Origin of the sequence: Clostridium punense (assembly GCF_017874425.1) — a bacterium.
GTDB lineage: Bacteria > Bacillota > Clostridia > Clostridiales > Clostridiaceae > Clostridium_J > Clostridium_J punense.
On record NZ_JAGGLL010000004.1, the window covers coordinates 1 to 24174 of the forward strand.

At 31.8% G+C, this 24174-nt stretch carries 21 protein-coding genes; 19 read left to right on the forward strand and 2 right to left on the reverse strand.

Annotation, left to right across the window (positions count from 1 at the left end; all coding sequences use genetic code 11):
• Window positions 1–104: 104 nt before the first annotated feature.
• From J2Z44_RS03210 to J2Z44_RS03250, 9 genes are all read left to right on the forward strand, one after another.
• Window positions 105–530: a GNAT family N-acetyltransferase gene (locus J2Z44_RS03210; RefSeq protein WP_021285575.1), complete on the forward strand. Its 426-nt coding sequence runs from the start codon at window positions 105–107 to the stop codon at window positions 528–530.
• 58 nt (window positions 531–588) lie between these two features.
• Entirely contained in the window at window positions 589–1059 is a 471-nt protein-coding gene (locus J2Z44_RS03215; protein WP_021285576.1) for a GNAT family N-acetyltransferase, read from the forward strand.
• Window positions 1060–1452: 393 nt separating this feature from the next.
• Window positions 1453–2028 (forward strand): TetR/AcrR family transcriptional regulator, encoded by a 576-nt coding sequence (locus J2Z44_RS03220; RefSeq protein ID WP_021285577.1) that lies wholly within the window; start codon window positions 1453–1455, stop codon window positions 2026–2028.
• A gap of 119 nt (window positions 2029–2147) precedes the next feature.
• A complete protein-coding gene (locus tag J2Z44_RS03225; protein ID WP_021285578.1) occupies window positions 2148–3167 on the forward strand; it encodes a DUF5692 family protein in 1020 nt (339 codons plus the stop codon).
• A 264-nt stretch (window positions 3168–3431) separates the two neighbouring features.
• Window positions 3432–4103 (forward strand): hydrogenase nickel incorporation protein HypB, encoded by a 672-nt coding sequence (gene hypB, locus J2Z44_RS03230; RefSeq protein ID WP_021285579.1) that lies wholly within the window; start codon window positions 3432–3434, stop codon window positions 4101–4103.
• Between the two features lie 39 nt (window positions 4104–4142).
• Window positions 4143–6833, forward strand: coding sequence for an FAD-dependent oxidoreductase (locus tag J2Z44_RS03235; RefSeq protein WP_021285580.1), 2691 nt, complete (start codon window positions 4143–4145; stop codon window positions 6831–6833).
• A 27-nt stretch (window positions 6834–6860) separates the two neighbouring features.
• Window positions 6861–7202: a hydrogenase maturation nickel metallochaperone HypA/HybF gene (locus tag J2Z44_RS03240; protein ID WP_021285581.1), complete on the forward strand. Its 342-nt coding sequence runs from the start codon at window positions 6861–6863 to the stop codon at window positions 7200–7202.
• 478 nt (window positions 7203–7680) lie between these two features.
• Window positions 7681–9339, forward strand: a complete 1659-nt coding sequence (gene gltX, locus J2Z44_RS03245; RefSeq protein WP_209649334.1) for a glutamate--tRNA ligase — start codon at window positions 7681–7683, stop codon at window positions 9337–9339.
• 345 nt (window positions 9340–9684) lie between these two features.
• Window positions 9685–10116: a DMT family transporter gene (locus tag J2Z44_RS03250; RefSeq protein WP_021285584.1), complete on the forward strand. Its 432-nt coding sequence runs from the start codon at window positions 9685–9687 to the stop codon at window positions 10114–10116.
• Window positions 10117–10181: 65 nt separating this feature from the next.
• Here J2Z44_RS03250 and J2Z44_RS03255 read toward each other — a convergent pair whose 3' ends face one another.
• Window positions 10182–11255, reverse strand: a complete 1074-nt coding sequence (locus tag J2Z44_RS03255) for a GIY-YIG nuclease family protein (protein ID WP_209649335.1) — start codon at window positions 11253–11255, stop codon at window positions 10182–10184.
• A gap of 455 nt (window positions 11256–11710) precedes the next feature.
• Between J2Z44_RS03255 and J2Z44_RS03260 the strand changes: the two genes are divergently transcribed.
• From J2Z44_RS03260 to J2Z44_RS03280, 5 genes are all read left to right on the forward strand, one after another.
• Complete coding sequence (locus J2Z44_RS03260) at window positions 11711–12667, forward strand: SHOCT domain-containing protein (protein WP_021285587.1); 957 nt, start codon at window positions 11711–11713, stop codon at window positions 12665–12667.
• A 545-nt stretch (window positions 12668–13212) separates the two neighbouring features.
• On the forward strand, window positions 13213–15123 hold the full coding sequence (locus J2Z44_RS03265) for an endonuclease MutS2 (protein ID WP_021285588.1): 1911 nt from the start codon (window positions 13213–13215) through the stop codon (window positions 15121–15123).
• A gap of 41 nt (window positions 15124–15164) precedes the next feature.
• Window positions 15165–15599: an N-acetyltransferase gene (locus J2Z44_RS03270; RefSeq protein WP_021285589.1), complete on the forward strand. Its 435-nt coding sequence runs from the start codon at window positions 15165–15167 to the stop codon at window positions 15597–15599.
• A 133-nt stretch (window positions 15600–15732) separates the two neighbouring features.
• A complete protein-coding gene (locus J2Z44_RS03275; RefSeq protein ID WP_021285590.1) occupies window positions 15733–16296 on the forward strand; it encodes a hypothetical protein in 564 nt (187 codons plus the stop codon).
• 325 nt (window positions 16297–16621) lie between these two features.
• On the forward strand, window positions 16622–16789 hold the full coding sequence (locus J2Z44_RS03280; RefSeq protein ID WP_021285591.1) for a hypothetical protein: 168 nt from the start codon (window positions 16622–16624) through the stop codon (window positions 16787–16789).
• Between the two features lie 282 nt (window positions 16790–17071).
• On the opposite strand, the gene J2Z44_RS03285 is transcribed toward J2Z44_RS03280, so the two are convergent.
• Window positions 17072–18250: a DUF4397 domain-containing protein gene (locus tag J2Z44_RS03285; RefSeq protein ID WP_021285592.1), complete on the reverse strand. Its 1179-nt coding sequence runs from the start codon at window positions 18248–18250 to the stop codon at window positions 17072–17074.
• A gap of 322 nt (window positions 18251–18572) precedes the next feature.
• Between J2Z44_RS03285 and J2Z44_RS03290 the strand changes: the two genes are divergently transcribed.
• The 5 genes from J2Z44_RS03290 (at window position 18573) to J2Z44_RS03310 (ending at window position 23756) form a co-directional block, all read left to right on the forward strand.
• Window positions 18573–18785 (forward strand): PLD nuclease N-terminal domain-containing protein, encoded by a 213-nt coding sequence (locus J2Z44_RS03290; protein ID WP_021285593.1) that lies wholly within the window; start codon window positions 18573–18575, stop codon window positions 18783–18785.
• A 1-nt stretch (window position 18786) separates the two neighbouring features.
• Window positions 18787–19713: an ABC transporter ATP-binding protein gene (locus J2Z44_RS03295; protein ID WP_031272056.1), complete on the forward strand. Its 927-nt coding sequence runs from the start codon at window positions 18787–18789 to the stop codon at window positions 19711–19713.
• Window positions 19697–20455 carry an ABC transporter permease gene (locus tag J2Z44_RS03300; RefSeq protein ID WP_152513309.1) on the forward strand — a complete coding sequence of 253 codons (759 nt, stop codon included), beginning with the start codon at window positions 19697–19699 and terminating at the stop codon, window positions 20453–20455. The genes J2Z44_RS03295 and J2Z44_RS03300 overlap by 17 nt, the downstream gene beginning before the upstream one ends.
• A 436-nt stretch (window positions 20456–20891) precedes the next feature.
• Complete coding sequence (gene ygeW / locus J2Z44_RS03305; RefSeq protein WP_021285596.1) at window positions 20892–22085, forward strand: knotted carbamoyltransferase YgeW; 1194 nt, start codon at window positions 20892–20894, stop codon at window positions 22083–22085.
• A gap of 594 nt (window positions 22086–22679) precedes the next feature.
• Window positions 22680–23756, forward strand: coding sequence for a zinc-binding dehydrogenase (locus J2Z44_RS03310; protein ID WP_021285597.1), 1077 nt, complete (start codon window positions 22680–22682; stop codon window positions 23754–23756).
• The last annotated feature ends 418 nt before the right edge of the window (window positions 23757–24174 follow it).

The window sequence follows — 24174 nt, forward strand, 5'->3', positions numbered from 1 at the left end:
ACATATTCATCTTAAACTACTTGTTTATAAATAATAAAATTCTATGAAAATAGAAGTAAATAAAAGATAAATTAAAATTATTGAGGTAGGGGGAATTTTTTAGTATGAAAACTTATGTAATTGAAGAAGGAACTAGGGAAAGCATTAGGATAGTTGACTATGGGATAGTTGAATATAATAATTCAAAAGTACCATATACTCAAGAACCAACCTTTATACCAATTAGCAGAGTTGTTAAAGAAGATAATGACGAGATTGTTGCTGGAGTAAATGCTCTATTATATTGTTGGAATTGTATGTACATAGACGTACTATGGGTAAAGGAAGATTTTAGGGGAAAGGGGTACGGATCAATACTTTTAAGGGAAGTGGAAAAAATCGCACAGGAAAAGGGATGTTCATTAATCCACTTAGACACTTTTGATTTTCAAGCAAAGGATTTTTATCTTAAGCATGGATATGAAGTTTTTGGGGAATTAGAGAACTGTCCAGCTAACCATATGAGATACTACCTAAAAAAGATTATTTAAACGGATTTATGAAGTATTATTAAGGGTGTTTAAAATTTAAATATATAGGGGGAGAATTATGATAGAATTTAGACAAATTACATGGGAAAACTTTGGTGAATGTGTTAAGTTGCAACCTAAGGAGGAGCAGAGAAGCTTTGTTGCTACAAATTTGTCAAGTCTTGCTGAAGCTTATGTTGCTTTAACTAATAATGAGTGTATTCCTATGCCATATGCTATTTACCATGATGATATTATGGTAGGTTTTATAATGTTATCTTATAATTATGCAAATGAAGACAATGCTGAAAGTGTTTATTGGGTATGGAGATTTATGATTGATAGAAATTATCAAGGGAGAGGATATGGAAAGGAAGCAATAAAAAAAGCCATTGAATTAATTAGAACCTTCCCAAAAGGAGAAGCAACTATGGTTTTACTGTCCTATGAACCAGATAACTTAGTAGCAAAAGCCTTATATAAATCAATAGGCTTTGCAGAAACAGGTGATATTGAAGATGGAGAATTAGTTGCAAAACTTACTTTGTAGAATTCATAATAATAGATAATAACTATACTAGAATTGATCTATAAGACAAACAAGTTAATTAGGGGGATTTTGAATGAGCTATAACTTTGAATTAGAGTTTATAGCTTTTTTTATTATATAGGAATTTCAACTTTTTTTGTCTAAAAAAAATCACTGGAATGCCTTGTAATTGCAGGGGTTCAGAATGAATGTAAAAAAATGAAAGTAATCGCTAGCTTTTAAGGGAGCGTGTGAAAACATGCATTTGTTACATTACTAAATATTACTAAAATCTAGAAGAATATAGCATGATAATATGTTTGATAAATGGTATAATAGCTGTATAAATATAAAATTTTCAATAAAGTAAAGCACTGGAAATTCTAGAGTAATCACATTTTGGGGGAGATGTTCATGAAACAGTGTGCTAAACCTGCAATGATTAATTCATTTAAGGATTTATTAAATAAAAAATCCATAGATAAGGTTACCGTAAAAGATGTTTGTATTCATTGCGGAGTAAATAGGCAGACTTTTTATTATTATTTTAAGGATATTATAGACATACTTAATTTCACAATAGTGGAAGAGTTATATGCAGAGATTGCGCAAAATAGAACCTTTGAAACTTGGGAAGGCGGCTTTTTAGCAACAATGAATTATTTGAAGAAAAACTCAACAATGATTTTTCATATATGCAAGTCTTCCTACTGGCCAGAAGTAAGGGGCTATTTTATAGACTTCTCAAATAATTTACTTCATTACGTAGTCAAAGAATGCGAGGGTAATATGGGGGTAAAATTACAAGAGAAGGATAGAGATTTCATTGTTAATTTCTATAGACATGTATTTAATGGACTTATGATGGATTGGGTATGTGATGGTATGAAAGAAGAGCCAAAAGTTATTTTAGACAAGCTTCTTTTAATGATAACTGGAAGCATTTCCCGTTCTGTAGATGCTTTTATAAAATATGAATTAAAAGTTTAAATTTAAACCCCTTCAAATCAGACACTTTAGGGTATGTGTCTATTGAAGGGGTTTTTACAATAACTGTATAATTAAATTGAAAACAAATTTAATTTTCAAAAAATGGAGGAGGTTAAGAAATGTTTGTTTTTAATTATGCAGAGGGAGCAACGGTATTAAGTGTTTGGGGTGTCTGGATACTGGTTTTTGCTCTACTTTTTGGATTAAATGAAATAACTAGAAGGTCTAAGGAAGCTGGATTTATTTGTTTTGTTATTTTACCAATAGTACTTTCCATAGTATGGTTTACAGCATTAAAAGATACTACTTACACTGACTGGTTCCACCTAGCAAAAGTTTATTCTTCTACAGCAGGATGTATAGGATTCTGGTGTATTAGACATGTTAAAGGAAGAAATAAACTAACAGGTAAGGAATGGAGAATGTCTGAAGTGAAGTGGGCATTATGCTTCCCACCTTTGATTCTTGCTATTAACATATTAGAAGCTGTTGCACGTGATTTTCAGGTTGGTTTGCAATATGCTGGTGGAGGAATATTAGCTGACGACGCTATGTATGTGCTTGGTGGCTCATGGAACTTCATGAATGGTATTGCTGGAATTTTAAATATAATTGCCATTACTGGATGGCTTGGAATATGTATACGTAAGAAAACAGATAAAGACGGCAGTAGAGACATGATTTGGCCTGATATGCTATGGTTCTGGATTATAGCTTATGATCTTTGGAATTTTGCTTATACCTACAACTGTCTTCCAGGACATGCTTGGTATTGTGGTTTTGCACTACTTTTAGCACCGACTCTTTGTGCTTTCACAGTGGGAAAAGGAGCATGGTTACAGCATCGTGCACAAACCCTAGCTATTTGGTGTATGTTTGCTCAAACCTTCCCAGCATTTATTGATAAGGGAGCTTTCGCAGTAGCATCAACTTATAACCCTACACCACTTTTTATATTTAGCCTTTTATCCTTATTATCAAATATTGCAGTAATTGCTTATATGATTTACAAGGTAATTAAGACAAAGAGAAATCCATATATGGGTGAGTTATATACAGATTTAGAAAAATATAAAGAAGTTAAAGCACTTGCAGAGAACTGCAGCCAAGTAGGCACACAAATAAGTAATTCATTATAATAATAGACTTTAAGGGAACTAAAGCTGGCTTATAAGAGTTAGGTATTAATTTTAGTTCCCTTAATTGCAAACAGGAATGATAAAAAAATAACAATCCTATAAAGTGATTGGGTTTAATTTTATTTCATGCACCTAGAGGGAAAGTTTATTTAACTATAATTTTTTAGAAAAGTCAGTAATGTTTTCTTGCTTGTACTTTAAGAAGTATTGAGACTTTAAACTAAGGTTAGACTTAAAAAATTAAATGAAATGGGGTAAAACTATATGGATAATTACAAGGTTTTAGAAATTAAACAAAGTGTATTTGAAGATAACAACAAACAAGCAGATTTGCTTAGGGAAGAACTTAAGAAAGAGAAAACATTTTTATTAAACTTAATGTCATCACCGGGATCTGGAAAAACCACTACAGTTTTAAGAACAATAGAAGCACTGAAGGGTGAGATGAATATTGGGGTTTTAGAAGCAGATATCGATTCTGAAGTAGATGCTAAGACCGTATCTAAAACAGGTGCCAAAGTAATTCAGTTGCATACAGGAGGAATGTGTCACCTAGACGCAGATATGACTAAACAAGGATTAAAGGGGCTAGGCACAGACGGGATAGATTTTGTTATTTTAGAAAACGTAGGAAACTTAGTATGTCCAGCAGAGTTTGATACTGGAGCTTCGAAAAATGCCATGATTTTAAGTGTGCCAGAAGGTGATGATAAGCCTTTAAAGTATCCTTTAATGTTTTCCATTGTTGATGTTTTATTAATTAATAAGATGGATACAATGAGTGTTTTTGATTTCGATTTAGAAGCTGTAAAGGAGAGAGTAAAAAAATTAAATCCTAATATTAAAGTAATTCCAATTTCAGCAAAAAAAGGTGAAGGCCTTGAAGAATGGGTGGATTGGATAAAATCAGAAGTTAAGAACTGGAATGAAAACTAAGACTATAATGATTATTTATTTTGGGGAGGGAAATCATAGATGGTAAATCAAAAGGTATTGGAACTTGCTAATAAGATTAGCAGAACAAAAATAGGGACAAAGTCTGAAATTAAACCAGAGGATCCGGAATACAAAATTCTAGAACCTGTTGTAACTGAGGAGATGGCAGAGGTAGCACTTCACCTTGAGTTACGTAAGCCACTAAGTGCTCAAGAAATTTCGGGGCTTTGTGGTAAGTCTTTAGAAAAAACTGAAAAGCTATTATGGGAACTAGCTATGGCGGGAGCCGCTTTTGTTAATAAAATTGATGGAGTAGATAAATACTGGCATGAGATCTGGGTACCAGGTCACATGGAAATGATGGTTAATAACAGGGAAAATGTTAAGAAATATCCTCAAATAGGTAAGGCGTTTGATGACTATGGAAAATTAAGAGGACCAAAGGCTTGTGGAAATGTTCCAGTAGGTGGGGGACCTATGCGTGTTATTCCTATAGAAAAGTCTATTTCAGGAGAAACTAGAAGAGCTTCTTATGAGGAAGTTTCCAAATATCTAAATGAAAACACTATTTTCTCTGTTTCTGATTGTTCTTGTCGTACCTCAAGAGAAGTTATGGGGGAAGGCTGTGGTCACTTAAAGGAAGATATGTGTATTCAGTTGGGCCATGCTGCCGAATATTATATACGTACTGGAAGAGGAAGAGAAATTACTCGCGAAGAAGCTTTTGAAATTATTAAAAGAGCAGAAGAAAATGGGCTAATGCATAGCATACCTAACACCGATGGACCAGGAAAAACTCATGCTATTTGTAACTGCTGTGGCTGTTCTTGCTTTGCTTTAAGAATTGCAAATATGTTTGTTAATCCTGATATGGTGCGCTCTAATTATATTTCTAAAGTAGATAAAGATAAGTGCGTTGCCTGTGGAGAGTGCGTAGAAAACTGTCCTACTGGTGCCTTAAAGCTTGGTCAAAAGGTTTGTAGCAAAACACCTATTGTTGAGAAGCAAAGAGAACTCCCGCATGATACTGAGTGGGGTTTAGATAAATGGAACCCAGATTACCGTACAAATAGAAAAGTAGTTACGGATACAGGTTCAAGTCCTTGTAAAGCAGAATGCCCTGCACACATTGGAATTCAAGGCTATATTAAGCTAGCTGCCCAAGGCAGATATACTGAAGCCTTAGAATTAATTAAGCATGAAAATCCTTTCCCAGCTGTTTGCGGAAGAATATGTCCAAGGAAATGTGAAGCAGCTTGTACTAGGGGAGATATTGATGAGCCAATTGCTATTGATGAGATCAAGAAGTTTATTGCACAGCAGGATTTAAATAAGGATACTAGATATATACCAATGTTAAGACATGAATATGGAAATAAAATCGCGGTTATTGGAGCAGGTCCTTCTGGACTTTCCTGTGCTTTTTACCTAGCAATTGATGGGTATAAGGTAACTGTTTTTGAAAAACAAAAAGCCCTTGGTGGTATGCTTACCTTAGGAATTCCAGCCTTTAGACTAGAAAAGGACGTAGTTAATGCTGAAATTCAAATACTTAAGGAACTAGGAGTTGAATTTAAAACTGGAGTAGAAGTTGGAAAGGATATAAGTCTTAATGATTTAAGAAAAGAAGGCTATGAAGCTTTCTATGTAGCAATAGGTGCTCAAGGCGGTAGAACCCTTGGCATCGCTAATGAGGATGCAGAAGGAGTAACAACTGGTGTGGAGTTTTTACGCAGGGTAAGTTTAGGAGAAGAAGCAAGACTAGAAGGGAAAACTATAGTAATCGGAGGGGGCAATGTTGCTATTGATGTTGCTAGAACAGCCGTAAGAGTTGGGTCTTCTAAGGTGGATATGTATTGTTTAGAAAACAGAGAGGAAATGCCGGCTCTTGGAGAAGAAATTGAAGAAGCTTTAGCAGAAGATATTACAATAAATAATTCCTGGGGACCAAAGGCTATTATCACAGAAAATGGACATGTAGTTGGAGTTGAATTTAAAAAATGCATTTCTGTATTTGATGAAAATAGAAGGTTTAATCCTAAATATGATGAAAAGGTTACTAAGATAGTTAGAGCAAATCATGTACTTATCTCTGTTGGACAAGGGATTGAATGGGGTGGACTATTTGAAAGCTCAAAAATCCAGCTAAATCCTAATAAAACAATTAAAGCAGATCCAATTACCTTACAAACAGATGAACCAGATGTATTTGCTGGAGGAGATGCTTTAACAGGTCCTAAATTTGCAATTGATGCTATTGCGCTAGGAAAAGAAGGGGCTATTTCAATTCATCGATATGTTCACCCAGGACAGAGCTTAACAATTGGACGTATTAGAAGAGAGTATAAAGCTTTTGATAAGGAAAATCTGAACCTGGAAGGATATGATAGAGCCTCAAGAGAAAAAGTAAGTCACGTAGATGGAAAGAAATCTAAGGAAACCTTCAATGATTTAAGAGAAACCTTCACAGAGGAACAAGTAAAGAAAGAAACAGAACGATGCCTTGGATGTGGTGCAACTGTTGTAGATGAATTTCTTTGTGTAGGTTGCGGTGCATGTACCACAAAGTGTAAATATGATGCAATCAGCCTTGTGAGAAGATATGACAAAGAAAATCCTGAGTTTAGTGATATGAAGGCTAATATAGTAAAGCATGCCTTAAAACGTAAGGTGAGAATAGTAGTGAAAAAACCAGTGAAACTTTTGAAATCTATGTTTAATCAGGATTAGAATAACTAGTGAGAGAGGATGTTTTTCGTGCATGAATTAGGAGTGGTTATTGAAGTTATCAAAACCGTTGAAAACTTTGCAAGAAATAATGGATTAAGTAAAGTAGATACCATAGTTCTTCAAATTGGAGAGCTATCATCCATGATTCCTAGATATGTTGAATCCTGCTATCCAGCGGCAGTGGATGGGACTTTACTGCAAGATACAAAACTAAAGATTGAAATACTGCCAGGTAATGGGATTTGCAAGGCGTGTAATAAAGTTTTTAATCTCATTGAAAACAACAGTAAATGCCCAAGGTGCCAAAGTACAAGCTGGGAACTGTTAGGCGGCAAAGAATTTATGATAAAAGAAATCGTAGCTTGTTAAAAATTACTTTACAATTAAAAGCATTAGATATATAATATTACACATATTTCTAAAACTGCGATAATACTGTATATGTGTTGAAGAAGAAGAGTACATGGAAAGTTAATTTAGGCATCTGAAATAAATAACAAGTAAAAGATGCCGTATAGAGATCTAAGGAGGGTGAAAACTTAGAATTTAACTCTGTGGAAGGAAGCTTTGGAGCAATAAATAGAAAGTCAAATTTGATGTAGTATATTTATGGGGTAATTCCCTTAAAAATAATTAAGTTGGGTTAAGGAAACTTAACCAATTTAGGTGGTAACGCGGAAAATAGCCTTTCGTCCTAAGATATTTGGATGAAGGGCTATTTTATTTGCTGGTAAATTTGGATTAGTTTTTAAGTTTTTTATCTTCATTACCTTAAGACAATGAAGATAAAAAGTAGTGTAAGCTAGAACTTTTGTTTTAAGTCATAAAAAAGAAGGGAAGGAAAGTTATGAGTTTTGAAAAATTAGCAAAGTTAATATACCCAAACATGGATAAGAATCCGAAATATTATTTTGAGAAGTATCCTAAGAGGAATTTGCCGGAAGGGGCTAAGGTTACAAGATATGCACCAAGTCCAACTGGTTTTCAGCACATTGGTAGTGTGTTTTCTGCCATAATTGATGAAAGGTTAGCGAATCAAAGTGGTGGGGTTTTTTACATTAGAGTTGAGGATACTGATCAAAAAAGAGAAATTAAAGGGGCTGTTGAGGATACTATAGAAACCATGCATAAATTTGGACTAAATTTTCATGAAGGAATGGTATCAAGGTATGAATCAAAAGGAGACTATGGTCCTTATAGACAAAGTGAGCGAGAAGAAATATATAAGACTTTTGTCTATGATTTAATCAAGAAGGGCTTAGCATACCCTTGTTTTTGTACTGCTCAGGAGTTAGGAGAACTTAGAGAAAAACAGATAAAAGAAAAAATAACTCCAGGATACTATGGGCAGTATGCAAAGTGTAGAAACACTTCAACTGAAGAAGCAATTAAAAGAATTGAAAGTGGTGAAGAGTATATAATTAGATTAAAATCACCAGGACATCCAGAAGGAAAAGTTGAAATTCATGATTTGATAAAAGGGATTGTTGCCTTTCCAGAAAATATTCAAGATATAGTCCTAATAAAAGGAGATGGACTACCAACTTATCATTTAGCCCATGCTGTGGATGATCATTTAATGGGCACTACTCATGTTATTAGAGGAGAAGAATGGCTATCCTCTGCCCCAATTCATGTTCAACTTTTTCAGGTTTTAGGATTTCAGGTTCCAAAGTATGCTCACACTCCAACTATTATGAAAATAGATGGAGATTCTAAAAGGAAACTGTCTAAGAGGAAGGATTTAGAGGCTGCTGTTTCATATTATCACGAAATGGGTTATCCAGTGGAGTCAGTTACCGAATACTTGTTAAATATAATTAATTCAGATTTTGAACAATGGAGAGTTGATAATCCTCATGAGAATAGCACTAACTTTAAGGTGGAACTAGAGAAAATGAGTAAAAGTGGAGCTTTATTTGATTTAGTTAAGCTTAATGATGTTTCTAAAGAGGTTATAGCTAGAATGAAGGCAGAGGTCGTATATAATAATTATATTGCTTGGGCTAAAGAGTATGATAATGAGATGTATAGTCTTGTTACTTCCCATGAGGCTCTAAGCAAAGCTATATTCAATATTGACAAGGAGGGCTTAAATCCAAGGAAGGACTTTGCAAAGTGGTGTGAGGTTAGGGAAAAGATATTTTATTTCTTTGATGAATTGTTTAATAGAGAAGAGAAAGAAGCTATAGAACTTCCAAGCAAGATGAATCTTGAAGAAGCTAAGAGAATAGTAGAGACTTACTCAAAGGAGTATAATTTCAATTCAAATAAAGAGTTATGGTTTGAGGAATTGAAGGCCATAGGTTTGACCCTTGGCTATACTGCTAATAGAAAAGAATTTAAAGCTAACCCTGAAAACTTTAATGGAATGATAGCAGATGTGGCAGCAACTATAAGAACAGCATTAACTCACAGAGTTAATGCTCCAGATCTTTACACGGTGATGCAAATAATGGGTGAAGCTAAAGTTAGAGGTAGATTTAATAAGTTTTTAGAAGAATAATAGCAGAAACAAGGGCTGAAACCCGCATAAACACTATATCTTCTTATCTTTATATCGTGTTATCTTCATATGTGTTTGTCTTCTTATCTTCTTATCATAGTACTAGTTCAATTGTTGTAAAAATAAACTTACGACAATTGAACTATACTTAGTATACTTCTGTACCCTGTACCTTTATAAACATGTTATTACTAAAATTAATCTTATATAGTAGGTCAGTTTTGAATTTTATACCATACTTGGGAAGTTAACCTAGAATTAATTTTAGATGTCTATAGTTCTTATAATATTAATTCCTTCACCATCATATACTCTAATTAACTGGTTTGTTAGGAGTTGTATATTATGGATAGATTTATGGCTATTTTTTTTGCTATATGTGCAGGGATTTTTACCACCCTAGAGGCAACAATAAATTCAAAGCTTGCAAATATTGTTACTCCCAAAATAGCTACTCTTCATAATCTATTGACAGGAGTATTAGTTATATTAGTTGCAAATATACTCAAGGGTACACTAAATCAATATTCAAAGATTATTACTGTTAGTCCTCAACTACTTATTGGAGGAGCTTTTGGCACAATTATTGTGTACCTTGGAATAAAATCAATGCCTGAATTAGGGGCAACCATAACACTTAGTATAATAGTAGTTGCACAATTAATTAGCGCACTTTTAGTAGATGTTTTTTTACTTCATCACCGAGAAGTTCGCTTTGGAAATATTATTGGAGTGCTTCTGCTTGTAGCAGGAACCTATTTAATTTTAAAAAAGTAAGAAATTCATAGCGATTTAAAAGTCTTTAGTCATATGAAAAAGCTGTTATGTAACTAAAGAAGCTTTTAATTAGAAAGCAAACTATTAATAGCTTCATCTATTTTTGTGTTATTGATGAATTTAAGATATTCATCAGGAATTATTATATGCTTGCAATTATTAGTTTTTAAGTAGCTATAAATAATTTGAGCCTCATCTATATCATCTCTAGTAACCTTAATTGAAGAATTAAGAACATCCGTAGTGAAATTAGCAAGAATATCATCTTTTATTTCTTGAATTAATTCTTTAGTAGGATTATTAAAAGTATATTGCTTACTGAAGATAACTCTATTTCCTTTAATAAGGAAAGACTTAATTTGATTTTCTTTAAGTGACTCAAGCATCAGAATATTATTATTTGCTTTTGTAAAATCTAAAATCTTTTCTTTGTTTATAAGAGATTTTAGTGCTTCTATACAATCCCTGTATTTTGCAGCAGTTTCGAAGTTGAACTCCTCTGATGCATTGTTCATTGCTTCTTCGAGTTCTAAAAGTAAAGTATTATCAAGTCCGCTTAAAATTCCTATGATTTTATTTATTATACTGATATATTCATTTTGAGCACTACCACCTATACACATACCAAGGCAAAGTCCTAGGGAGTAATTAAGGCAGGTAGAATTTTTTTTAGTTGGATTACTACAATTTATTTTGTAAAACTTCTTTAAACCTTCTATAGCATTTTCTACAATGCCTTTTGCTGCATAGGGTCCATAGTAAAGATTTCTAGTGTTTTCTTCATAACTATTAGTCACCTCTATGTTTGGATAGCTTTCATCCATGGTTATTTTAATATATGTATAAGCTAAAGGGCTTTTCATCAGCCTATTATAGGTTGGTTTTAGCTTTTTAATTAGTTGGCATTCCAGCATAAAGGCTTCAAATTCTGTATCGGTAACTATATAATCAAAATCCTTTAGGTTTTGAACAAGCTTTTCTATCTTTGAAGAGGAATGCTTTGAGCTATAAAAGTATGATCTAACTCTGTTTTTTAAATTTTTAGATTTCCCTACATAAATAATATTATCCAAAGAATCCTTCATTAGATATACTCCAGGGCAATTAGGGAGATTTTTAACCTTTTCCTTTAGCATCATAAAAATATCCTTTCTATAGACCTAGACGTTTATTAAAACAACATGCTTATTTATAAACTTTAAACTAGATTAGAGGTATCATCTATATCTGTAATTATAGTAGCATTACATGAATTTAACTTCAATGGGCTATAGCATTTACCAAAATTTACACTAACAATTAATAATAGACGAAAAGAGAAAACTATTGTTGTGATGAAGAAACTTTAACTTATTATGTATTATTTCATACAAATAAGAGAGAACACAGTTTCTCAGGAGTAATGGTAGACTATGGTAGGAGCAGTGGAGAAGAATTATAGAAGTTTTACTGAGATAAATTATAATACATTTAAATAATATTATAACTAGGGATGTTATTTACTTAAAGTATTTGCTAATTAATACGAATATTGGATTAATATAAGTTGAATTTTAAAATTAGTAAATATTATTAAAAACAGGAGATGAATTAAATGAGTGAACAAGCAACTAACAATACCCTTGAGGTGGCAATAACAAGTGCTTTAAAACTACCAGGAGTAAAAGTTGATAGAGATGAATTTCTAGTGAAAACTTTTAAAAAACATATATCAGGTTCAAAAATTCAAGAGTTAGTAGAAAAAGGACCTATTCTAGCAGGAGTAAGTTTAAGTACTATAGATAGTGAAGCAAGAAGTGCTATAAATAGTAGAACGCTACAAAGCTCTGGGGCATCCTTTTTAGCAGGGCTTCCAGGTGGGCTGGCAATGGCGGCTACAATTCCAGCAGATACTTTGCAGTTTTTTAGTGTAGCTTTACGTTTAGCACAAGAATTAGCATACATATATGGCTTTGAAGATTTATGGAAAAATGGTACTATGGATGATAAAAAAGTCAAAGAAGAGCTTATGGTGTTTATTGGAGTAATGTTTGGAGTAAGTGGTTCTGCTACAGCTCTTAGAGTGATTTCGGCAAATATGTCTAAGCAAGCGCTAAAAAAGATTCCTCAAAAGGCATTAACAAAGACTGTTTATTACCCAATCATAAAAAAGATAGCATCAATCCTTGGAGTAAAGCTTACAAAAGATACTTTTGCAAAAGGAGTATCCAAAGCAATTCCAATATTAGGAGGCTTTATATCAGGAGGAATGACTTATGCTTCTATGAAACCAATGGGTGATCGTTTAAGGAAAGCTTTATATGAATCAGTGGCTAATTACACACAAGCTGATTATGAAAGAGATTTGGCAGAAGTGTCAGTAGATTTGAATGAAGATTTCGTAGAAGCAGAATATGAGGAAGTACAAGAAGGCATGGAAAATAGCAAGGAGGAATCTAAGACTACATTTAGTGTGGCTGATGAAATATTAAAGTTTAAACAGCTTCTAGACATGGGAGCAATAACCCAAGAAGAGTTTGATAAGAAAAAAGCTGAATTGCTTTCTATGTAGGACTTTAATTATTAATGTTATAGAGAACTGCTCTAATTTAGCAACATTAGAATCCGTGTTGGACTGAATAAAGTATCTTCGATACTTAGAAACAATCTTATGAGGTTAAAGCAAATGCTACTTAAACAGTTGGCAGATTGAAGGTTCTAAAAAGTAGTTTAATATTATGAAGTAGTTGACAGTTTATAGTAATGTATAATAAAATAAAAATGATAGGTTTCATTAAAAATAAATGAGGTGCTTTATGAGCGTGTTAGTATCTAAATAGATAAAATTTTATAACTAAATAAACCATTTTAAAGAGGTATTTTGTACCTTTATTTGTTATGGGTTTATTTGGTGAAATCTATGAAGATACAATCCGAAAAGTGCTGTATATTAAGAAAGGGTAGTTTATTCTACCTTTTATGAAGTTACGTATTTTTAGCTGTGGTGGTATCCACAGCTTTTTTGTTTTTGTAAATATTAATAGATGAAATCTGTCTATAGGGATAGTATCTTCATGAAGTAAAAATATAAGAAAATTCTACATGAGGAGAGAGAAAATGAATACAAATACATTGAATAAATTGCAATATATGGAGTTAAAAGAGATAGTAAAATCCTATTGTGTAAGTGGTTTAGGGAAAGACTTAATAGATAAGCTAGAACCAAGTACAAGTTTAAAGGTAGTAGACCAAAGACTTGATGAAACCACTGAAGGAAGGGTACTTCTGGACACTGTTAGTCATATTCCTTTAGAGGGAGTATTTAATATAACAAATATTATCGATAGTATGGAAAAAGGAGCAATTTTAGAACCTGAGGCTTTGACAACTCTATGTAATTTCTTAAGAGGCTGTAGAAAAATTAAGGAATTTATGAAGGGAAAAGAATTTTATGCTCCCACCCTAAGTTTATACGGAGATTCTATTACAGAATTTAAGTCTGTAGAAGAAGAAATTGAGTTTGCAATAAGAGGTAGTGTAGTAGATTCTAATGCTAGTAAAGAACTAAAAAAAATTCGTAGGCATATAGAAATTACTGAGGGTAAGATACAAGAAAAGTTAGATAATTTTCTAAAAAGTTCTAGCAATAAAAACTATATTCAAGACTTTTTTATAAGCAAGAGAAAAGATAGGTATACAATACCTATAAAAGCAGCTTATAAAAATTATGTATCAGGAACCATTGTAGAAACTTCTTCTAAGGGATCTACAGTATTTATTGAACCAAGTATTATAGCAAAAAATACTGTAGAATTAGTAGAATTAAAATCCGAAGAAGCGGTAGAAGAGTATAAGATATTATCTTATCTAACTGGTTTGATTTATGATAATTTAAGAGCTATAAAAATTAATATTGAGGTAATGGCAGAATATGATATGATTTTTGCTAAAGCTAAATATAGTAGAGAGATAGAGGGAATAAAGCCAAAGATTAATGATTACGGATATATAAATCTTATTAAAGGAAAACATCCACTGCTAAAAGGAGACCTAGTGCCTTTAGATTTTAGAATTGGAGTAGATTATAGAGCATTGATAATAACAGGACCTAATGCAGGGGGCAAGACTGTTACCTTGAAAACTATTGGACTTTTAACTTTAGCTGTGCAGTCAGGGTTTCATATTTCAGCGAAAGAAGGCACAGAAATGTCTATTTTTGAGAAGGTTTTCGTGGATATTGGAGATGATCAAAGTATTGAGAATTCCCTAAGTACCTTTTCTTCTCATATTAAAAATTTGGCGGAAATTATTAATAGCAGTAACAGATCTACTTTAATTCTTTGTGATGAAATAGGTAGTGGAACTGAGCCTAATGAGGGTGCAGGACTTGCTATTGCAATCCTAGAAGAACTTTATCATAAAGGTTGTATAATCATGGCAACTACCCATTATGGAGAGATTAAAAATTTCTCGGAAAGTCATAATGATTTTGAGAATGCTGCTATGCAGTTTAAAAGTGATACCTTAGAGCCTTTATATAAACTAATTATAGGCAAATCTGGGGAGAGTAATGCTCTTTGGATATCTAAAAAAATGGGGATAAAAGAGTCCATTCTTGAAAGAGCAAGGCAGTATATTGAAAGTAAAAATTACAATTTAGATTTAATAAAGGATAGTAAAATTAAAAAGAAAAAAGAAGAGGAAGTATTAAGTAGTAAGGAAGAATATGAGTTTAAAACAGGAGATAAGGTTTTTCTAATAGACCATAATGATTATGGTATTGTTTATGAAGCTGAAGATAGATTTAATAATATTAAAGTATTATATAAAAATAACTTTATTGAGATTAATATAAAGAGAATTAAGTTAGATTTAAAAGCTGAGGATTTATATCCGGAAGGATATGACTTAAGTACTTTGTTCGTAAGTTACAAAGAGAGAAAGCTTGAGAGAGATATAGAAAGAGGGTCTAAGAAGGCTCTTAAGCTTATTCAAAAAGAAATAAGAAATAATAGAAAATCTAATTAGAAATAATTGAGTTCAAAAGCTTTATGTGGAGGAATATTTTTATGTTTAAAAAACTAACCATGAATGAAGAAGAAATAAATAAGGTAATGGAAATTTGGAAGAATGCTACCATTAAAGCTCATAACTTTATTCCTGAGGAGTATTGGTTAAATAACTATAAGGATGTAAAGGAAAAATATATTCCTATGGCTGAAACCTATGTATATTTAGAACAGGGAGAAATACAGGGGTTCATAAGTGTCATAGGGGGAGAGTATATTGGAGCATTGTTTGTAGATGTAGAGTGCCAAGGAAATGGCATAGGAACTAAGCTAATGGATTATGTAAAGGACATATATCCAATGCTGACCTTGGCTGTTTATAAGGAGAATTATAAGTCTGTTGAGTTTTATAAAAAGGTTGGGTTCATAGTTGAAAATGAAAAAATAAATGAAGAAACAACGGGAACTGAATATACTATGAGGTTTCATAAGTAGTAGGTGTATATTGAGGAAATTATTAGATCTTTATTGTGATTTCTTAAGAAATATTTAAGAAATATGATAGCTAATTCTTAAAACTACTCTTTTATAATTGGATATATAATACAATTTAACAAGGGTGGTTTTTATGAAGAAGATAAAGCTCACAATAAGTACAGTGTTGATTATGGTAATTGCAATAGTAGCCATTTATGAAACAATGCTTAATAAGCCGCAGCAAGGAGAAGTGAGGAAAAGAATTTATTCCTATATGATTGATAAACAAAACCGAATACAAGTATATGAAGCGGCTATTGCCCTAAATGGGGGCAAATCAGCAAATACCTGTGTTTATTTTTTATCAGAGGTCTTAAGAAGAAATGATGTGCCAATTTCAAAGGAAACGGCTAATACAACTCAAATTCTAAAAAAACTAAATCAAATGGGTTGGAAGAAGGATACTGATTATAAGAATCTACAACCAGGTGATATTGGTTTTACTACAGATGCTACTGGAAATAAAGATGGCATTCCTACGCATACGTACATTTTTATGGGCTGGGTAGAAAAAGGAAATTATGATTATGCCTATATAGTTGATAACCAAGCAAAGGATTACGATAACAAGATTTATCATATTAGTAATATCAAAAATGTGGGTGAAGCAAATGGTTTTACTAAAGAAGCTTTTAGTTTCTTTATGAGGCCTTGATTATTGCTTAAAATCTCTTATTAACTATATTAAAGAAGGATTTTCAAATGTTATTCTGATAATTAATTAGAAGCTTTGATTAATTGGCAATGAACTAAAATTATAATTGCTATTATATGGTGAAAAGTTTAGTATAATTCTAACCTTCTTCTCATATTTATATAATACTTATTTGTCTTAAGTATAAATAGATAATATTTCTATAACTAATCTTTATATGACTTTAATGTTACTTTCTCTTACAATATTTCAATAGATAGCTTAATAGTGGAGGGAAAGTTCGGTGCATTAGAATTTTAAAGAGAGAATTAATAGGAGGGGTACGGTGAGAAAGGTAGATTATAAGGAACTTAGAAGAGACTTGTTAAATAAGGTGAAAGCATCGGGGATTACACTTTTAGCTATAGTTGTAGAGAATGCTAATGAAGATCAACTTCTTAGTTTAGCAGAGGATTATCATATAGATATTTCAAATTATATTATCAGTTATTAAAAGAAAGTTTCTTAAAGGATAAACTTAATATATCTTGGTAAGTAAATAATAAAAAGATAATAATAAAAATGAAAATTACTTATGAAATAATAAAAGGATGCATCTATGATATCATGGATGCATCTTTTTCTAATTAAATATTAGGCATCTTCAAAAAATAAATAAGTCAATCTGCTCGTCTATTTTGTGCTATGCTGCGTCAACAGAACCCTTAGATAGCCACACTATCTGCGGGTTCTGCTTCCTTGTCTATCACAAAATATCCTTCACATCTTGGACTTGTTATTTATTTTCAGATGCCTTATCAAATCCAAAGGAAATTATAATAATAGTTATATCAACAATTTTTTTATTTGGAATTTCTAGTGCCGACATAATATCAAAAATCCATGGATATAAAAGAGTAAGATCTCTGCCAGCCATATTAGCTTTTCTTCTTATAGTACCTTTATACCTATTATGGTTATTGTTTACATAATCAAGAATTAAACTAACTAGGTATTTAGCTATCCTTCTATCTAGTCCATGTTTTTCTAAATCAGCATAAATCTCATCGTACTTATCACAAAAATCATCCATAGCTTTACTCATATTTTTAGGTGATCTATTCATAGCAGTGGTAGTTGGTGTTGTAATTTCATAGTTCAGTGGATACAGTTCCTCATTAAAGTTAGTGGTTAATATTCCAGGGGTTCTGTTTACTGTAGCAAGTACTTGTAAGGAAGGGTCGCCTTCTAACTGACCTAACACATAGAAAGTATAGTAGAAATTAGGCATAATCTCTACATTAGATATGGTCATTACAACTGCATTGCTTCCAGTTGGTCTTATTTGGAGGGTATAAACCCCCCTTGGAATATTTACATAATCTGTTACTTCGCCAAATTCAACATCTTGAAAAACTACTGTTCCATTTGGAAGAGTTACGTCCACTGCTGGAGCATCTGGAGACAAGTGAGCTACTCTTATAAAAGCACCTTGCATTTTAGAAGGCTTAATATCTTCAGGGATTGGGAGTAGTCTAATATCATCAAGATTGCCAATAGCAGCTACTGTAAACCTTGTTCCGCCAGGTAACTCTACATTTGTGTTAATAACTGGATTATCTGTTGTGCCAGCGGCATACACTTTAATATTATAAGTCCCAGCTAAAAGAGGTAAGTATTCTGTTGCTTCAGAGAAAGCTAAATCCTCTACTGAAATTTTATCGTCAATGTATATATCAACAGCTGGTGCGCCAGGTGATGCATGCAATATCTTTACAAAAGACATATTTTCTTGAGCTTGCCCTGTGTTACCGTTTGAGGAAGACTCATTATCTATAGTTGTATTATTGGAGTTATTCATGGGATTTGTAACTTCAGTGTTACTATTATTAGTGTTACTATTATTAGTGTTGCTATTCATGTTATCAGAGCGACTATACTGTTTTTCAGATTTATTAATGTTGTTATAATACATAATTAGTATCCTTTCATAATATTCACAGTTTATAATATTAAATTTCTAATAAAATAGTTACAAAAATCAGGTTACAATTTTGTCTTTTTTTATAATAGAAATACATATAAAGTAACACATATGTAGTCCTCCTTATGATTAACTAAGAGATTTTTATGTTACTATAATAAATTCCCTTATATTGTTATTAGAGTTATGAATTGCAACAATAAAATATAATCTAGGATGGTTGTATTAAATTTTAAAAAATGCCTTAAAAAATTGAACTTTTTATTGTTTTCAGAAGTTTAATTAGTGTAATGAATTATAGGAGGAAGAAGTTATGAGTATTTTTGAAGGCATGTCAAACCTAGAAATAATTAAGTTGTTGGCTCCATTGATAATAATACAACTTGGCCTTGTGGTGTTTACTTTGTTTAGATTGGTTAAGGATAAGGTAAGGTATCTTCCTAAATGGGGTTGGGCTCTTGTTATATTATTTATAAATTTAATTGGACCAATTATGTATTTGATAATTGGAAGAGAGCGTGATTAGTATGCTTAGAGTGGAAAATCTAACAAAGAAATATGGAAACTTTCAAGTTTTAGATGGAATATCCTTCGAAGTTAAAAGAGGGAGTATATACGGCTTTCTTGGACCCAATGGGGCGGGAAAGACAACAACAATGAATATTCTTTCTGGATTAATAGGTTTTAATGGTGGAGATATATATTTAAATGGGCAAAGTTTTGAAAAAAATAAAAGACAACTTTTAAAGAAAGTTGGATATTTACCACAAAGTCCTGTATTTTATGGGTATATGACTGCTGTAGAGTATTTAACTTTTATAGGAAAATTAGGAGGACTAGAAAATAGGAAAATAAAAGCTAGAATAGAGGAGATACTTCATATTGTGAAACTCACTGATTCAGCAAAAAGAAGAATAGGTGGTTACTCAGGTGGGATGAAACAAAGACTTGGACTTGCTGCAGCACTTTTTAATAATCCGGAACTTGTATTTTTAGATGAACCTACATCTGCTTTAGATCCAGAGGGTAGAATGGAGGTATTAGACTTCATAGAAGGATTAAAAAAGTCAGAAACTACAGTGTTCTTTTCAACTCATATATTAAGTGATATAGAAAGAGTATGCGATGAAGTTAGTATATTAAATCAGGGTAAAATTTTAGTATCAGATAAGCTAGATAACTTAAAGAATAAATATATTCAACCCATTTTTGATATAGAATTTGAAGAAAATATTAGGGAATTGGAGAGTAATCTAAAGTCAATCCCATGGATTGAGAAGACAGTAGTAAAAGATAATAAAGCTAATATATATGTGCATGATATTATTAAGGCTAAACAGGAACTTCTTGGAATAATTGCAAAGGAAAATAATCCAGTAGTTTCTTATAATCTGAGAAAAAGTGATTTAGAAGATATATTTATAAGGTTGGTGAATAATGATGATGACCTTTAAATCTTACTTTAAGAAAGAGATAATGGAATCCATAAGGCAATATAAGTATTTAACCCTAGGGATTGGAATAATAATATTTGCTATTGTGGACCCCCTTATGCTAAAACTACTACCTAGTATTTTAAAAAATCAAATTCCAGGAGATATAAGTCAATTATTTAATATAACTCCAGCTTCTGCTTTAGCTAATTATATAAAAGATCTTATCAATATAGGGAATCTATTTGTCTTATTTACGCTAGGAGGTACACTTAGTGAGGAAATAAAGGAGCAAAAACTAGTATTTCCATATTCAAGAGGAAGCAGACCAGTTGGAATAGTACTCGCAAAGGTGGTTCATTACTCTTTAGCAGTAAGTACGGTTACTTTTATAGGATTTATTATTGTATACTATTATATTGGAGTTTTATTCACGGGAGATATGCTTAGGTTTTTAGGAGTTATGAAGTCAGCAACACTGATATCGTTGTATTATTTGTTTAATATTTCTTTAGTTATACTATTAAGCAGTTTTGTGAAGAAAGGCATTGCTGCTGGGTTTATAGCACTTATATTAAACTTTATATGTATGGGTGCTGCTAAATTAAAGGGAATTGGACAGTTTATACCGTATAAGCTGGTAGAAAAAGCAAATCTTATGACCTTCGAGGATGTAGGTAGCGCTGTGATTGTTCTTATTTTTGTAAGTATACTATTTGTAATTTTGACCATAGCTAGAATGAATAAGGTTGAAGTAATTTAATTCTTATTCATTAAAAAAAGTAGTTGTAATTAAGCATGATAAATAAAATTTTGTTTGAATTCAATTGAACTATTTTTGAATAGTAACCAGTTGTTTTCAATTGAACTATAAAAATTTGTAAAAATATCTTCTACACTAATTTATAGATTATATTATAAATTATAACTCTTCTCCTAAGGTGGATTAAGTAATTTATAGAGATTTTGTTTTATAATTTATTATAAAAGCCTTGAATAAATCTGTAAAACACTATAAATATAGAAATAATTTTAAATGTCCAAGCATAGAATTTAACGTGTAAACATTTCACTAAGAAGAAACGTGTTTTGACATAATCAGCTGCAATATAATGGATTGCAAAATAAAAATTAATAACTTTATGGGGAAAAGTTTTTAACAAGACATTAACAAATATAGTGTGGGGGTTTAAGAGTTAATGGAAAAAGCAAAAAAATTATTAGAAGAGTTAAAGGGACTAGAATTTTCAAAAATGTATAATGAGGATTTTTTATTAACTTGGGAGAAGTCTGATGACGAAATTGCTGCGGTGTTTAAAGTTGCAGATATATTAAGAGATTTAAGAGAAAGCAATGTGTCTACTAAGCTGTTTGATAGTGGACTAGCTATATCTCTTTTCAGAGACAATTCTACAAGAACACGTTTCAGTTTTGCAAGTGCAGCTAATCTTTTAGGATTAGAGGTTCAGGATTTAGATGAAGGAAAGTCTCAAATAGCCCATGGTGAAACTGTTAGGGAAACTGCTAATATGATTTCTTTTATGGCAGATGTTATAGGAATTCGTGATGATATGTACATCGGCAAAGGAAATACTTATATGAGAGAAGTAAGTAAAGCAGTGAGAGAAGGTAATGAGGCAGGGGTTTTAGAACAAAGACCAACCTTGGTGAACTTGCAGTGTGATATTGATCATCCAACTCAAAGCATGGCTGATATGCTTCATATAATTAATTACTTTGGTGGTGTAGAAAATTTAAAGGGCAAAAAAATTGCTATGACTTGGGCTTATTCTCCAAGTTATGGGAAACCACTTTCTGTACCCCAGGGAGTAATTGGATTAATGACACGTTTTGGGATGGAAGTAGTTCTTGCTCATCCAGAGGGGTATGAAGTTATGCCAGAGGTAGAAGAAATTGCTATAAAAAATGCAGAAAAAACTGGTGGTAGCTTTAAGAAAACAAACTCTATGGCAGAAGCTTTTAAGGAGGCAGATATAGTTTATCCAAAGAGTTGGGCACCATTTGCAGCTATGGAAAAGAGAACGGAGCTTTATGGAAATGGAGATTTTGAAGGCATTAAGGCTCTTGAAAAGGAATTATTAGCTCAAAATGCAAACTTTAAGGATTGGGAGTGCACAGAGGAGTTAATGGCAACAACAAAGGAAGGAAAAGCTCTTTATCTACACTGTTTACCAGCAGATATTTCAGGGATAAGCTGCGAGAATGGTGAAGTAGAATCCACTGTATTTAATCGTTATAGAGATCCACTATACAAAGAAGCTAGCTATAAGCCGTATATAATTGCTGCAATGATTTTACTAAGTAAAGTTAAAGATCCTGCTGAAGTATTTGAAGAACTAATTAAAGAAGAGCCAAAAAGATTTAGAAGTTAACAGTTAAAGAGAAAACTTATAAATTAGATTATTTATACATCCTTTGTTCAAAATAAAAGCTTATGAAAAGTTAAGATTATAAATCATAATACGTAATCATTAATTAATACAATGATTGCGTATTATCTTTTGGGCAAAGTAAATTTATGCTTTTATAGAATAGTAATAGATAATGATTTTATTAAAGCTCCCATAATTTCTCAGTAGCTTTTGTCAAAAGAACATTGACTAGTAATGCAAATAACATAATTATGATTTTGAAGATAAATGAGATAACTGCTAATTATATTTAAAATTTTAAGCTAGCCATATACTATAGTATTATTTATAATTAACCATAATATTTAGTATATATTTTTTATAAAAAAGAAAATATGAAACTTCCACAAATAAATAGAAGTTGAAATTCATCAAATTATTCATGTTTTAAAACATATGATATTTTCAATATAATTATAAAAAGCATTAAAAAAGTTCAAAAAAGCAAAAATTATTTAAAAAATTCACAAAATTCATAACAGTACATATTGATAAAAAATTATCAATCCACTATAATATGGTTATATAAGAAAAATTTTGAAAGAAGGTTACAACATGAAAGTATTAGCTTTAATGGAACCAAATAAAGTTCAGTGGATTGAAAAGGAGAAGCCTACAGCAGGACCTTATGATGCAATTCTTCGTCCTATAGCTATTGCTCCTTGTTCATCAGATGTACATACTGCATTTGAAGGTGGAGCTGCAAAACCAGCAGGATTTGTTTTAGGTCATGAGGCAATTGGTGAAATAGTTGAAGTTGGTGAATTAGTAAGGGATTTTAAAATAGGAGATAAAGTTGTTGTGCCAGCTGGGACTCCTGATTGGAGAGCTCGTGGAATACAGGAGCATAACTTTAAACATCCAGAAGGTCCGTTTTCTAGCTTTATGTTATCGGGTTCAAGGGATGGGGTTTTTGCAGAATTCTTTATGGTAAATGATGCTGACAATAACTTAGCAATATTACCAGAGGATGTATCGATTGATGATGCGTTAATGACTGTAGATATGGTTACTACAGGCTTTACAGGAGCAGAGTTGGCAGATATTAAATTTGGAGACATTGTTTGTGTTATTGGTATAGGACCAGTTGGACTTATGGCAATAGCAGGAGCTAAGCTACGTGGTGCAGCTCGTATTTTTGCTGTTGGGACTCGCCCAGATTGTGTAGCTCTAGCAAAACAATATGGAGCTACAGATATTATAAGTTATAAAGAAGGAAATATTGCTAAGCAAGTTTTAGAATTAACAAATGGTAGAGGAACAGACGCTACTATTATTGCAGGCGGAAATGCAGAGACTTTTGCTTTAGCAATTGCAATGACACGTTTTGGTGGTGGAAATATAGCAAATATAAACTATTTTACAGGAACAGAATACTTACCAATACCGGCTGCAGCCTATGGCTTAGGAATGTCAGGAAAAACCATTCGTGGAGACCTTTGCGATGGCGGTCGGGTTCGTATTGAACGTCTTTTAGATATGATTCGTTATGGACGTATTCAACCAGGAAAAATGGTTACCCATAGATTCTATGGTTTTAATAAAATTGAAGAAGCTTTCTATGTTATGAGGGATAAACCAAAAGATTTAATAAAACCAGTGGTTTATATTGATTGGAGTAAAGAAAAATAACACGTTTGTTTATAGTATTAAAAGTAGTTTCTTAAATAAACATTTTTCATGATTAAAAGCTTTCATTATTGAGAGCTTTTAATTTTAAACTATAATAGATGTAAGTGCTGAATATAAGTGAACATTTGAATCTTGTGAGAAATATAAAGAATCACATATTTATGCAATTAGAAGTTATAGCTATTTATCTTAATGTAAGTTAACATAAGTAAATCCTATTGATAAATGTACAAGCTTAACTAAGATATATATTATTAATTAAATATATAGAATGTAATAAATATATTGCACAAGCATTTCTAATGCTAGTTTGTATATTTTTAATATAATTTGCTTAAAATTATTTGTAATCAAAAGTAATATTGCAACTTATATACTACGATTTTATAAATTTTATTAAAGAATAAAACACATGATT

Excerpts from the sequence above, each read along its gene's own strand:
- J2Z44_RS03210 (WP_021285575.1), top strand. The coding sequence starts at position 105 with ATGAAAACTTATGTAATTGAAGAAGGAACTAGGGAAAGCATTAGGATA.
- J2Z44_RS03215 (WP_021285576.1), top strand. The coding sequence starts at position 589 with ATGATAGAATTTAGACAAATTACATGGGAAAACTTTGGTGAATGTGTT.
- J2Z44_RS03220 (WP_021285577.1), top strand. The coding sequence starts at position 1,453 with ATGAAACAGTGTGCTAAACCTGCAATGATTAATTCATTTAAGGATTTA.
- J2Z44_RS03225 (WP_021285578.1), top strand. The coding sequence starts at position 2,148 with ATGTTTGTTTTTAATTATGCAGAGGGAGCAACGGTATTAAGTGTTTGG.
- hypB (WP_021285579.1), top strand. The coding sequence starts at position 3,432 with ATGGATAATTACAAGGTTTTAGAAATTAAACAAAGTGTATTTGAAGAT.
- J2Z44_RS03235 (WP_021285580.1), top strand. The coding sequence starts at position 4,143 with ATGGTAAATCAAAAGGTATTGGAACTTGCTAATAAGATTAGCAGAACA.
- gltX (WP_209649334.1), top strand. The coding sequence starts at position 7,681 with ATGAGTTTTGAAAAATTAGCAAAGTTAATATACCCAAACATGGATAAG.
- J2Z44_RS03250 (WP_021285584.1), top strand. The coding sequence starts at position 9,685 with ATGGATAGATTTATGGCTATTTTTTTTGCTATATGTGCAGGGATTTTT.
- J2Z44_RS03255 (WP_209649335.1), bottom strand. The coding sequence starts at position 11,255 with ATGATGCTAAAGGAAAAGGTTAAAAATCTCCCTAATTGCCCTGGAGTA.
- J2Z44_RS03260 (WP_021285587.1), top strand. The coding sequence starts at position 11,711 with ATGAGTGAACAAGCAACTAACAATACCCTTGAGGTGGCAATAACAAGT.
- J2Z44_RS03265 (WP_021285588.1), top strand. The coding sequence starts at position 13,213 with ATGAATACAAATACATTGAATAAATTGCAATATATGGAGTTAAAAGAG.
- J2Z44_RS03270 (WP_021285589.1), top strand. The coding sequence starts at position 15,165 with ATGTTTAAAAAACTAACCATGAATGAAGAAGAAATAAATAAGGTAATG.
- J2Z44_RS03275 (WP_021285590.1), top strand. The coding sequence starts at position 15,733 with ATGAAGAAGATAAAGCTCACAATAAGTACAGTGTTGATTATGGTAATT.
- J2Z44_RS03285 (WP_021285592.1), bottom strand. The coding sequence starts at position 18,250 with ATGTATTATAACAACATTAATAAATCTGAAAAACAGTATAGTCGCTCT.
- J2Z44_RS03290 (WP_021285593.1), top strand. The coding sequence starts at position 18,573 with ATGAGTATTTTTGAAGGCATGTCAAACCTAGAAATAATTAAGTTGTTG.
- J2Z44_RS03295 (WP_031272056.1), top strand. The coding sequence starts at position 18,787 with ATGCTTAGAGTGGAAAATCTAACAAAGAAATATGGAAACTTTCAAGTT.
- J2Z44_RS03300 (WP_152513309.1), top strand. The coding sequence starts at position 19,697 with ATGATGATGACCTTTAAATCTTACTTTAAGAAAGAGATAATGGAATCC.
- ygeW (WP_021285596.1), top strand. The coding sequence starts at position 20,892 with ATGGAAAAAGCAAAAAAATTATTAGAAGAGTTAAAGGGACTAGAATTT.
- J2Z44_RS03310 (WP_021285597.1), top strand. The coding sequence starts at position 22,680 with ATGAAAGTATTAGCTTTAATGGAACCAAATAAAGTTCAGTGGATTGAA.